9 protein-coding genes are annotated in these 12417 nt (G+C 47.6%); 4 read left to right on the top strand and 5 right to left on the bottom strand.

Annotated features, from left to right (window positions below):
- Positions 1–12: 12 nt before the first annotated feature.
- A complete protein-coding gene (locus tag BUC01_RS04585; RefSeq protein ID WP_073312873.1) occupies positions 13–561 on the top strand; it encodes a chromate transporter in 549 nt (182 codons plus the stop codon).
- Positions 562–625: 64 nt separating this feature from the next.
- Positions 626–1174: a chromate transporter gene (locus BUC01_RS04580; protein WP_025831153.1), complete on the top strand. Its 549-nt coding sequence runs from the start codon at positions 626–628 to the stop codon at positions 1172–1174.
- On the opposite strand, the gene BUC01_RS04575 is transcribed toward BUC01_RS04580, so the two are convergent.
- Together BUC01_RS04575 and BUC01_RS04570 are read right to left on the bottom strand one after the other, a co-directional pair.
- Positions 1171–2676 carry a glycoside hydrolase family 10-like protein gene (locus BUC01_RS04575; RefSeq protein WP_025831154.1) on the bottom strand — a complete coding sequence of 502 codons (1506 nt, stop codon included), beginning with the start codon at positions 2674–2676 and terminating at the stop codon, positions 1171–1173. The two genes, BUC01_RS04580 and BUC01_RS04575, sit on opposite strands and share 4 nt — an antisense overlap.
- A gap of 27 nt (positions 2677–2703) precedes the next feature.
- Complete coding sequence (locus BUC01_RS04570) at positions 2704–4641, bottom strand: sensor histidine kinase (RefSeq protein WP_025831155.1); 1938 nt, start codon at positions 4639–4641, stop codon at positions 2704–2706.
- A 164-nt stretch (positions 4642–4805) separates the two neighbouring features.
- Here BUC01_RS04570 and uvrA point away from each other — a divergent pair, with 164 nt between their 5' ends.
- Entirely contained in the window at positions 4806–7580 is a 2775-nt protein-coding gene (gene uvrA, locus BUC01_RS04565) for an excinuclease ABC subunit UvrA (RefSeq protein WP_073312923.1), read from the top strand.
- Between the two features lie 114 nt (positions 7581–7694).
- Here the strand turns inward: uvrA and BUC01_RS04560 are convergent, their stop codons facing one another.
- Genes BUC01_RS04560 through BUC01_RS04550 form a run of 3 tightly spaced genes read right to left on the bottom strand, consistent with a single transcriptional unit; the run spans position 7695 to position 9852 of the window.
- Complete coding sequence (locus BUC01_RS04560; protein WP_025831156.1) at positions 7695–8180, bottom strand: outer membrane beta-barrel protein; 486 nt, start codon at positions 8178–8180, stop codon at positions 7695–7697.
- A 2-nt stretch (positions 8181–8182) separates the two neighbouring features.
- Positions 8183–8422, bottom strand: a complete 240-nt coding sequence (locus BUC01_RS04555) for a hypothetical protein (RefSeq protein ID WP_025831157.1) — start codon at positions 8420–8422, stop codon at positions 8183–8185.
- Positions 8422–9852 carry a carbon starvation CstA family protein gene (locus tag BUC01_RS04550; protein WP_025831158.1) on the bottom strand — a complete coding sequence of 477 codons (1431 nt, stop codon included), beginning with the start codon at positions 9850–9852 and terminating at the stop codon, positions 8422–8424. The genes BUC01_RS04555 and BUC01_RS04550 overlap by 1 nt, the downstream gene beginning before the upstream one ends.
- Before the next feature lie 370 nt (positions 9853–10222).
- On the opposite strand from BUC01_RS04550, the gene BUC01_RS04545 reads away from it, so the two are divergent.
- Positions 10223–11704, top strand: a complete 1482-nt coding sequence (locus BUC01_RS04545) for a glycoside hydrolase family 10-like protein (RefSeq protein WP_073312922.1) — start codon at positions 10223–10225, stop codon at positions 11702–11704.
- Positions 11705–12417: the final 713 nt, after the last annotated feature.

Raw genomic sequence — 12417 nt, 5'->3', positions numbered from 1 at the left:
GAGGAGATAACTATGAATATATACTTAGAGGCATTCGGCCTCTTTTCTAAGATAGGAGTTTTTACTATCGGAGGTGGTTATGCAATGGTCCCCCTGATAGAAGAGGAGATTGTAGATAAACGGAAATGGATTGCCAAAAACGATTTCATTGACCTGCTCGCCATTTCTCAATCGACTCCCGGTATTCTTGCCGTCAACATATCTATCTTTATCGGGTATAAGCTACGGGGAATTCGCGGAAGTATAGTCACTACTTTGGGAACGATTCTGCCTTCCTTCTTCATTATACTTGCCATAGCCATGTTCTTTCATAACTTCAAGGATAATGTTGTTGTAGAACGGATTTTCAAAGGGATTCGTCCGGCAGTAGTTGCGCTGATAGCAGCCCCCACGTTCAGCATGGCGAAATCGGCCAAAATAAGCCGATACAATATCTGGATACCTGTGGCGTCCGCCCTCATCATTTGGCTGCTCGGCTTCTCTCCTATTTGGGTCATTATCATTGCCGGAGTAGGAGGATACTTGTACGGACGGCTACGCCGTCCGCAAATTAAAAATTGAGAATTGAAAATTAAAAATGGGCTGCACATCAATAACTAATAACTTATAACTAATAATTGTTTCCATGCTTTATTTCCAGTTGTTTTATACCTTCTTCAAGATAGGACTGTTCGGTTTTGGCGGCGGATATGCCATGCTTTCAATGATACAAGGTGAGGTTGTCACTCGTTATGGATGGCTGTCACCACAGGAATTTACGGATATTGTGGCTATCAGCCAAATGACTCCGGGACCTATCGGAATTAACTCGGCAACGTATGTGGGTTTCACGGCTACGGGAAGTGTATGGGGGTCTGTCATAGCTACGTTTGCCGTAGTACTTCCCTCGTTCATATTGATGCTGGCTATCAGTAAATTCTTCTTGAAATACCAGAAACATCCTGCGGTAGAGGCTGTATTCAGCGGATTGCGTCCGGCAGTGGTAGGACTTTTGGCTTCGGCGGCACTGGTACTGATGAACACGGAAAATTTCAGTTCGCCTAAAGAAGATATGTACTCGTTTATTATCAGTTGCATTATCTTCCTGGTAGCCTTTGTAGGCACCAGGAAGTATAAAGTCAACCCGATATTAATGATTGTGGCCTGCGGAATAGCAGGGCTGATATTGTATTAGAGCTTCACTTTCTTAGCCGCTGTTTTCGATTCATTGTGCAGCCGGTCGAGTGCCGTCACCACATAGCGGTATTTAGTCTTGCCATCCTCATAAGGCAACTTATAAAAATTATCACGTGTGATGGCTACGATATGGGCAGGATTACTGATATCCACTTTCTCTTTAGCATCGAAACGGTAGACTACGTATTGCACGGCACGATTCATTTCATCCTTATATTTCGGTTCTGTCCAGAATAAGATATATCCGTCAGCTGTCCACACGGGCTTCACTTTACGCACTTTAGCCGGTGCCTCATTATCCATAAATTCGAATACGGGCGGCAAAGCCGGATATTTGTGATACTCGGCAATCAAAGCATCACGATATTTCCCGGCATTCTCCACCACAGCGCTGGCAGGCCATTGGCAACTTCCGCCAATCGTCTGATAAGCCCGCTGCAACGCCATCTTACGGGGCAATTGATTCATAGAAGGATTTTGCGGATCGGCATTCTGCACCGTATTCATCACAGATTGTCCGATAAATAAAGGACGGTTCTCCGTATTCTTCGCCCACCACTTCACCAACGTTTCATAATCGGCTACCGGATGGCCTACCTGCCAGTATATCTGCGGGATATTATAATCTATCCAACCTTCACGGGCCCAAAGAAGTACGTCGGCATAGAGATCATCGTAATTCTGCAAGCCATTAGTCTTGCTACCCAATGGATCAGTCCGTTCGTTACGATAGATACCGAAAGGAGAAACACCGAATTTAACCCACGGTTTCAGTTCGCGCACAGTCTCATGTATCTTTTTAATAAGAACATTGACATTACTGCGCCGCCAGTCTGCCTTGCTGGAGAAACCACCGCCATAGCGGGCAAAGCTCGCATCGTCCGGGAAATCCAGTCCCTTCTGGGGATAAGGATAGAAATAGTCATCCATGTGAATGGCGTCCACATCGTATCGGGACAGAATATCCGTTATCACCATACAAATATGGCGGCGACTTTCCGGTAATGCCGGGTCAAAATACATCTGGTCACCATAAGTGACAAACCATTCGGGATGAATATTATAGACATGAGTCGGAGCCAACTGGTTCTTCAACGAGGTTTTCACACGATAGGGATTTATCCAGGCGTGGAATTCCATAGCACGCTTGTGGCACTCTTCAATCATAAACTGCATAGGATCCCAATAAGGATCCGGCGCTTGTCCCTGCACACCGGTCAGGAAACGGCTCCAAGGTTCCAACTGCGAGGCATAAAGGGCATCGGCTTCAGGACGCACCTGAAATATAATGGCATTAATACCCGCCTCTTGCAGAGAGTTCAACTGGTTTATCAAGGTTTGCTTCAACTTTTCGGTGGGAACTCCGCGAAACTGTCCGTTGACAGCTTGTATCCATGCTGCACGAAATTCACGTTTAGGATATTTTTCCGGTTGGAATTGCGCTGCCACTGCCAGAGAAAAAAACAGGGCGCATACGCACAAAAGGGTTCTTACTTTCATTCTTTATAAATCTGGTTAAGGGTTTATTTAGTTCACTGGCCATTCTACGACAATACGGACACCATCAGCATAAGAAGTATCCAGATAAATCTTTCCGTCCACAATGTCCATTACCTGGCGGGCGATGGAGAGTCCCAGCCCTGTGCCCGGTTTAAAACTGTCTATCTTGAAAAAGCGTTCAAAAACGGTATCCTGATATTGAGGGTCGATACCGATACCCGTATCTTCGATGATGAAACGCACGATGCCATGCGCTTTGTCTTCCTCGCACTGCAAACGAATGACACCTTTCTCGGTGAATTTCCCGGCATTATCCAATAAAAGGGAAAGCACACGTTTCACCCACGCACGCACCGTTTGTATTACAGGAGCTTCCGGCGCCGGAATCCATTGCAATTCCACACCCTCCTTCTGCTTGCCGCCGAATTCATTTATACATTCAAGGCAACAGGCATTGGCATCAACGGCTTCTTTGGGCATATCGGCAGTCTGTGAGTCCATGTCGGCTATATCGATGATATTATCAATCAATCCCAGCAGATAAGCGCTGTTTTTCTCCACCTGCCCGGAATACTCACGGGCATCTTCGGCATCCAGACCTTCTTCGGCAAGCAGGGCTGAAAAGCCTACTACGGAATTAAGCGGTGTGCGCAGTTCATGGGTGACATGCTGGATAAACGAACTCTTGATGCGGCTCATTTTCTGTGTCTCCTTACGGGCAACATCCAGTTTCCGGTTCATGGAAAGTGTACGAACATACAGATAAGTGACGAGCAAAAGTAATATCAATATCACACAACCTGCCGTGAACACAATGACCAGGCGTTCGCGACTCATTTTTTCGCTCAGTTCCAGCTTCTCCATTTTCAGACGGTCTACTTCGAACTGCGCGGTGTATTTGTTCAGTTGCTCATCCATTTCAGCCGTGCGGACAGAATCATTCAACTGAGAATATTCCTCATAAGCATAGCATGCGGCTTTATAGTCTCCTATCCGCTCAAGCATCATGGCTTTCTGCCTGTAATTGCCCGGATAGTGGTTACCAATAGAACGTTGGTAGTCAATGAGAGAGTCCATATAAGCCACGGCACCGCGTATATTGCCTAATGTCTGATTACACATTATATTATAGCCAATCCAGCCTTCTCGTGAAACGGCATCCTTATGCTGAAGGTAGTAAACATTCGCTTCACGAATATAGGGTTCGGCCGCCTTTTCCCCCTTCAGTCCTAAAGTCGCAATAACACGGAATTGATAATAGCGCATGTACAAAGCCTCTCCTATAGCCACTTTCTTATCCTCGGCCGTCTTCCGCAACAGTACCAGGCGGTCCAGATAAGGCAAAACATCACTATAAGCCTGACGCGCCAGATAGGTTTGAATGATATTGAGGGAAACGACGTAGGCATCACGGTAGTACTTGCCTTCTTCAAAATGCTTCAATGCACTGTCGTAGTATTCCAGACAGAGTTTTATATTCTGACCGAAAACACGATGGTTATAACCAATGCACATCTCACCGGAGGCCATACCGTATTTATCTTTCCGTTGTTCGGCATCTTTACAGAGCAATTCAGTTTCCCGCATCGCTTCCTCCTGCATACCTTTTTCGGTCATCCGCTGAATGTATTGCCTCCATGCCTGATAACGGTCGGTATCGCGATGGCAACGTTCCGCCCAGTCCATATATTCGTAGGTCACCAGACGCAGACTGTCCGTATCCCCCAAATCATAATAATGCCCTGCAATCGCCGCATAAGCATCACTGATATACGTCGTATCTTTCCGTTCTTTCGCCAGTTCCAGAAAACGTGTACCCAAAGGAAGAAAATCCGGTTTACCGGCAGCTTTCCGTACACTGTCAGCAAACGCTTTCAAATCGATGGTCTCTTGCCCGACGATTGTCTCGAAACAACAGAGCAAGCACACCAAAATCGCATAGAAGCACATTCGGGGGTATCGCATAAGGATGTTTGTTTTTTAAAAAATCGTCTAAAAATACTGCTTTTCCTGCTTGTATGTCAGCAAGTATTTAAAAGTATAACAAATCTTAACCTGCCAATCATTATACATATTTGAATGACAGTGATTATCTTTGTAGCTTGAAATTCACTTTAGTGACTCTGATTATGACAAAAAACAACTCCATACTTATCAAAGGCGCACGCGTCAACAACTTGAAAAATATAGACGTAGAAATTCCCCGCAACAGACTTGTCGTCATCACCGGACTATCCGGGTCGGGTAAATCATCCCTGGCATTCGACACGCTGTATGCCGAGGGACAGCGCCGTTACGTAGAAAGTCTGAGCAGTTATGCCCGCCAGTTCCTGGGACGTATGAGCAAGCCGGAATGTGACTTTATAAAGGGGATTCCGCCCGCCATCGCCATCGAGCAGAAGGTAAGCAGCCGTAACCCGCGCTCTACGGTCGGCACATCCACGGAAATCTACGAATACCTGCGCCTGCTGTATGCCCGCATTGGGCGGACGTTCAGTCCGGTAAGCGGTGAGGAAGTAAAAAAACATTCCACTGAGGACATCGTAAACTGTATGCTGAGTTATCCGGAAGGAACAAGATACACCGTACTGACTCCGATATTGCAGCGGGAAAACCGCACGATGAAACAGCAGTTGGACATCGACATGAAGCAAGGTTTCAACCGCCTGGAAGTGAACGGAGAAATGATGCGTATCGATGAATATCAACCCAAAGAACAAGATACGGTTTTCCTGCTGATAGACCGCATGGTAGCATCTAAAGAGAAAGATGCGATAAGCCGCCTGACAGACTCTGCCGAGACAGCCATGTATGAGGGGGACGGGGCTTGCCTGCTGCGTTTCTATCAACCCGACGGAACGACCAGCCTATACCGTTTCAGTACGAAATTCGAAGCAGACGGTATCACCTTCGAAGAGCCCAACGACCAGATGTTTTCTTTCAACTCTCCCATCGGGGCTTGCCCGGAGTGCGAAGGCTTCGGCAAGGTTATCGGCATTGACGAACATCTGGTAGTGCCCAACCGTTCACTTTCCGTCTATGACGGTGCCGTGGTATGCTGGCGCGGTGAAGTGATGGGCGAATGGAAGGATATGGTGATACGTGGCGCCGAGAAAGCCGGGTTCCCGATCTTCACTCCTTATTTCGAGCTGACGGACGAGCAACGCCGGATGCTGTGGGAAGGCACTCCCTACTTCCAGGGCATCAATGCTTTCTTCAAAATGGTACAAGAGAACCAGTATAAGATACAATATCGTGTGATGCTGGCCCGTTATCGTGGCAAGACACTCTGTCCAAAATGCCACGGTACACGTCTGAAACCCGAAGCCGGTTATGTACGGGTAGGCGGACGCAACATTTCCGAACTTGTAGACCTGCCGATTACGGAACTGAAAGTCTTCTTCGATAATCTGCAACTGGACAAACACGATGCGGATGTCGCCCGGCGCATCCTTACGGAAATCAACAGCCGCATTCAATTCCTGCTCGATGTAGGTCTGGGCTACCTGACACTGAACCGCCTCAGCAACTCGCTTTCCGGTGGTGAGAGCCAGCGCATCAACCTTGCCACTTCACTGGGAAGCAGCCTGGTGGGATCGCTCTATATCCTCGACGAGCCAAGTATCGGACTGCACAGCCGCGATACCGACAAGCTGATACACGTGTTGCGCCAGTTACAGCAATTGGGCAATACGGTCGTTATCGTAGAGCATGATGAAGAGATTATCCGTGCAGCGGACTACATCATAGATATCGGTCCGAAAGCCGGACGCCTGGGCGGGCAAGTGGTCTACCAGGGAGATATGAAAGACTTGCAGCCGGGCAGCGAGAGCTACACTGTCCGTTATCTGCTGGGCGAGGAAGAAATCCCCGTTCCGGAGCACCGCCGTCCGTGGAACAACTATATCGAACTGACCGGTGCACGTGAGAACAATCTGAAAGGGGTGAACGTACGTTTCCCGCTGAACGTGATGACCGTGGTTACCGGTGTCAGCGGTTCGGGAAAGAGTACATTAGTACGCGACATCTTCTTTCGTGCCCTAAAACGTGAACTGGATGAATGCAGCGAGCGCCCGGGCGAATTCGCCTCTATCGGCGGCGATCTTCAGAACCTGCGGAATGTAGAATTCGTAGACCAGAATCCTATCGGTAAATCCAGCCGTTCGAACCCGGTGACTTACATCAAGGCTTACGATGAAATTCGTAAATTGTGGGCAGAGCAACCTCTTGCCAAACAAATGGGGTACAGTGCCGGTTACTTCTCATTCAACAGCGAGGGTGGCCGTTGCGAAGAGTGTAAAGGTGACGGAACCATCACCGTAGAAATGCAGTTCATGGCCGACCTTGTACTGGAATGTGAAACGTGCCACGGCAAACGCTTCAAAGCCGACACTCTGGAAGTGAAGTTCCACGACGCCAATATATATGATGTACTGGAAATGACCGTCAACCAGGCCGTAGAGTTCTTCACAAAACATGGGCAAAAGAAAATTGTAAAGAAGCTCACTCCGCTGCAAGATGTAGGACTGGGATATATCAAACTGGGACAGTCCTCTTCCACCCTCTCCGGTGGTGAGAACCAGCGCGTGAAACTGGCTTACTATCTGAGTCAGGAAAGAGCCGACCCCACGCTGTTCATCTTTGACGAGCCAACTACGGGATTGCACTTCCACGACATCCGCAAACTGCTGGAAGCATTCGATGCACTGATACTGCGCGGACACTCCATTGTCATCATCGAGCATAATATGGATGTCATCAAATGTGCCGACTATGTGATAGACCTTGGTCCGGAAGGTGGTGATAAGGGAGGATATCTTGTTGCGGCAGGCACACCGGAAGAAGTGGCGAAATGTGCGGCAAGCTATACGGGACAGTTCCTGCAAGAAAAGTTATCCGAATAAGGGAACAAAGCTACGAGTTAAACAGGAAAGAAATATAACAGGAGTACCTCAATAAAAAACGTCCCCTGCCTACATTTGTAGCAAGGAACGTTTTTTATTGACTGTAAATAATGATTAGAAATAAAATCCAAAGCCAACTTTCAGTCCGAATACCGAACGGTCACCGTTCACATTCCAGTATACAGCCGGTTCAAGTGTCACCGTCTTCGAAAGGAAGAAAGCATACCCCGCTTCTGCACCGAAAGAGAACTTCGTATCATCACTTGTTCCCCAGTCCCAACGGTCTACATTGACATCAGCACCCAGATATACGCCCACCTTGCTGAAATAGTAACGGCCGCCTACACCAAGGGTATAAATGTCCGTATCTGAGCCACCATTATTCCAGGCTGCACCTGCATGTATCAACAACGCCACATTGTCCAACAGAAACGCACCTCCTTTGACTTCCATGCCGAATGAAGTCTTGTCCGTATCCGTATTGTGCGACAGGCCTAAACCCGAAACAGAAGGATTCAGAATCCACTTTCCTTTCTCAAATTGTGCCTGGGCAGCCACTGTGACTACGAGCAGACATACGAGTAATGCTAATTTTTTCATTGTTACTTATAGTTTTTGGTGTTATTATACTTTTCCTCTTCTTCACGACGCTTCCGCTGTAGCTCTTCTTTCTTGCGCAACACCAGCCAGAGAATTAACACAATCACATAAGACGCCCCGACCGTGACGTACTTTTCCGTATCGCTGATGACTGTGTTACGCGGCAGAAAATAGGCAGCCGTGGCACTTACATAAATAAGCAGAGCAATCGTGATGCTTGTAGATTTCTTGAATTTCTTCATTATCGAAGTTTTTTAGTTGTCTTAAAATACCAGATATTAAACCAGATTACGGCTATCGAAGCCGAGAATATGGCAATACCGAAAGCTAAACCGGGTCTCATACCGAATCCTTCGGGAGCTATACAGATATAGGTTGTACAAACAGCCGTCATAAATACAGCCGGAAGATAGGTCACATAATAATAGTATCCTTTCTTCCCACGTACCAGATAAACGGTTATCGCCCAAAGCGTAAAGACAGACAGCGTCTGATTGGTCCATGCAAAGTAACGCCAAATCATATCAAAGCCCTCTTTGTCTCGCAAGCTGTAAAGCAACAGACCGATAGCGACAAGAAACATCGGAATACATATATATAAACGGCGACGCATGGATTTTTGTTCCATTCCCAGGAAGTCTGCCACAATAAGGCGGGCAGAACGGAAAGCAGTGTCGCCACTGGTGATGGGTGCGGCAATCACACCCAATATGGCAAGCACGCCACCCACGGTTCCGAGCCAATTCTTGGTGATAGCATCTACCACTACAGCCGCATTATTCTCACCCATTCCATTTTCATGGAAGAAATAAGTAGCGGCAGCAGCCCATATCAAAGCAACGATACCCTCGGTAATCATAGCGCCATAGAACACAGGGCGACCATGACGTTCACTCGTCATACAACGTGCCATCAACGGACTTTGCGTAGCATGGAAGCCACTGATAGCCCCACAAGCAATGCTGACAAACATAATAGGAAAGATAGGGAGTGCAGCAGCATCGGGATGCGTATTCTGCAACCCGTCCCAAATTTCCGGCAAAACAGGATGTTTCACATAAAGCATGACTAATATGCCTACTGCCATAAACAGCAACGCAATGGCAAAAAGAGGATATATCTTGCCGATAATCTTATCCACAGGCAGCAAAGTGGCAAAAATATAGTAGATAAACACTATGACAATCCAGAAAGTGGCATCCATATAGTCCGGTGTCAGTTTGGCCAACAATCCCGCAGGACCGGCTACGAAAACAGCTCCCACCAGTATCATCAGCAACACTGTGAAACCGCGCATCACTTGTTTAGTGGTCATCCCCAGATAACGTCCGATAATCTCCGGCAGACTTTCGCCGCCATTACGCAGGGAGAGCATACCCGCCAGATAATCGTGCACGGCACCGGCAAAGATACTGCCGAACACAATCCACAAATAGGACGCCGTTCCAAACTTGGCTCCCATAATGGCACCGAAAATAGGCCCCAATCCGGCAATATTGAGAAACTGTATCATGAAAATTTTCCAAGTAGGCAAAGGAATGTAATCCACCCCATCAGCCTTAGTCAGGGCAGGCGTCTTGCGATTGTCCGGACCAAAAATCCGTTCAACGAAACGCCCGTAAAGAAAATAGCCGGCTATCAATGTCAGCAGGCAAAGCGTAAATGTAATCATGGCGTGTCAATTGATTAATTTTAATGGTCGCAAATGTAACAGTTTCTAAGGAAACTGCACAACTTTCTCATGTGTTTTACTTATCTTCGCCGCTAAAAATAACAGAAAACAAGAAGTAAATGATAATTTATCGGCGAGGGAATGGGTACGCGGATAAGGCGGACGAACGCGGACTTTAATCTTTTAGACGCGGATGACACGGATGACGCGGATTTTTAAAGCTGCGCTATACATACCGGCATATCACACCGAAGGAAAAAAGAATCCGCGTCATCCGTGTCATCCGTGTCTGAAAGATTACTTGCACGCCGAAGGAGAACCTTGCTCCAGCGCTACGCTGGTAAATTATCATTTACAAAACCATTTTATCATGAAACAGCTATTTTTTGCTATACTATTTGCAGCTTTTCTTCTGCCTCTCGCTGCGCAATCTCCATCCCCCGGCGAAACTCCTGCCTGTCCGCCCAAATACGAAGTACGCGCCGCCTGGGTGACCGCCGTTTATGGCCTGGACTGGCCCCGTTCCCGCGCCACCACGCCCGAAGGTGTCCGGAAGCAGAAAGCGGAACTTATCGAGATACTGGACCGGCTGAAAGCCGCCAACTTCAATACCGTCCTGTTTCAGACACGCACACGGGGTGACGTGCTTTACCGTTCAAAAATAGAGCCTTTCAATTCCATCCTGACCGGTAAGACTGCTGGAGATCCGGGCTATGACCCACTGGCTTTTGCCGTAGAAGAATGCCACAAACGTGGAATGGAATGTCATGCTTGGATGGTGGCTATTCCACTAGGCAACCGCCGCCATGTCACCTCTTTGGGCAAAGAGTCCGTCACTAAAAAGAAAGCCTCTATCTGTGTGCCTTACAAACGGGAATATTTCCTCAACCCCGGACACCCGGAAACCAAAGAATACCTGATGAGCCTTGTCCGCGAAGTCGTGAACAATTACGATGTGGACGGCATGCACTTCGACTATCTGCGTTACCCGGAGAATGCTCCGCGCTTTCCCGATACGTATGACTTCCGCAAATACGGCAAAGGCCGTGACCTCGCCCAATGGCGCAGAGACAACATCACAGAAATTGTCCGCCATCTCTACAAAGGCGTAAAAGCCTTGAAGCCGTGGGTAAAGGTAAGCACTTGTCCCGTAGGCAAATATCGAGATACCTCGCGATATCCCTCCCGTGGTTGGAATGCTTTCCATACAGTCTACCAGGATGCACAAGGATGGTTGGGCGAAGGTATTCAAGACCAGATATATCCCATGCTTTACTTTCGCGGTAATCATTTCTACCCATTTGTCCTCGACTGGCAGGAACAAAGCAACGGACGCCAAATCATCCCCGGCCTAGGCATCTACTTCCTCGACCCCAGCGAAGGCAACTGGACACTGGACGAGGTGGAACGCCAGATGAACTTTACCCGTGCCCATAAACTGGCAGGTCAGGCCCACTATCGCGTGAAGTATCTGATGGACAACACCCAAGGACTGTACGACGCATTGGAAGAAAACTTCTATACCGCTCCTGCCCTGCAACCCGCCATGCCATGGATAGACAACGTTCCACCGACAGCCCCTACCCACCTCACCGTCACCCGGCAACCTGACGGTTACACCCACCTCAGTTGGATGCCTGCCACGGACAATGACAAACGCAATGTACCGGCCTACGTCATCTACGGCTCGGACACTTATCCGGTAGATACCTCCAATCCGGAAAATATCATTGCCCAGCGAGTACAGGGAACGGAATACACGTATGCCCCCGTCCGCTTCTGGACGGCAAAGAGATATTTTGCCGTCACTGCCGTGGACCGTTGCGGCAATGAAAGCGAAGCGTGCAGGTAGCTCTTCCAATGCCATACTTCAGCGTCTGCAATGCCACACCTGAACGGAGGAAACGCCACACTTGAACAGGTGCGAGGTGTGGCATTGCAGGCGATAGGATGTGGCATTTCACCTGCTAAGATACGGCATTGGGGACGATGAAGTGTGGCATCCAACCAATAAAGTCCAGCAAACGGACAATGAAGTTCGGCATTGGAAAAATCATCATCATCATCAACAGCAGTCTTTTCTTTTTCTTTTTTTGATGATGATGTTGTTATTATATCTTTTATATTCTCTTTATTAGTTGCATTCGCTTTTTCATAAACAGCACTATTGCTCAACACTTTAACTGAATTTTCAGCATTATTCCCGTCATTTTTTTCCGATGTTTTTTGCTGTTTTTCGTCATTTTTCGGCTCAAAAACGGATGATTCTGATGCATTTTTAAACGTTTTTGAGGTATTTATCTGAGCAATTTCTTCTCGTTTTTCATCTTCATCCCCATCTATTTCTTTCCGTACCTGCACCCGTTGGCCTATCGGATTCAGTTCGGCAGGCATGAAAGAACCGTCCTCTTCAAAATCAAAAAGTCCGTAACCGAAGATAATCTTTTTGAGATAGGCAAAAGAAATTTTATAGTCTTTACAGAAAGGGCGCAGATACTTCATATCCCCGCATGAGTCGGGCAACATAGCCAGTTTCTCAATTACAAACCAATAAGCTCCCGTTCC

The organism is Bacteroides stercorirosoris, assembly GCF_900142015.1.
Lineage (GTDB): Bacteria > Bacteroidota > Bacteroidia > Bacteroidales > Bacteroidaceae > Bacteroides > Bacteroides stercorirosoris.
Note: the sequence above shows the minus strand (reverse complement) of the source record. Positions and strands in the feature narration are given on the sequence as shown.

Coding starts and splice junctions, on each gene's coding strand:
- BUC01_RS04555 (WP_025831157.1), bottom strand. CDS start 8,422: ATGAAGAAATTCAAGAAATCTACAAGCATCACGATTGCTCTGCTTATT.
- BUC01_RS04545 (WP_073312922.1), top strand. CDS start 10,223: ATGAAACAGCTATTTTTTGCTATACTATTTGCAGCTTTTCTTCTGCCT.
- BUC01_RS04550 (WP_025831158.1), bottom strand. CDS start 9,852: ATGATTACATTTACGCTTTGCCTGCTGACATTGATAGCCGGCTATTTT.
- BUC01_RS04580 (WP_025831153.1), top strand. CDS start 626: ATGCTTTATTTCCAGTTGTTTTATACCTTCTTCAAGATAGGACTGTTC.
- BUC01_RS04575 (WP_025831154.1), bottom strand. CDS start 2,676: ATGAAAGTAAGAACCCTTTTGTGCGTATGCGCCCTGTTTTTTTCTCTG.
- uvrA (WP_073312923.1), top strand. CDS start 4,806: ATGACAAAAAACAACTCCATACTTATCAAAGGCGCACGCGTCAACAAC.
- BUC01_RS04570 (WP_025831155.1), bottom strand. CDS start 4,641: ATGCGATACCCCCGAATGTGCTTCTATGCGATTTTGGTGTGCTTGCTC.
- BUC01_RS04560 (WP_025831156.1), bottom strand. CDS start 8,180: ATGAAAAAATTAGCATTACTCGTATGTCTGCTCGTAGTCACAGTGGCT.
- BUC01_RS04585 (WP_073312873.1), top strand. CDS start 13: ATGAATATATACTTAGAGGCATTCGGCCTCTTTTCTAAGATAGGAGTT.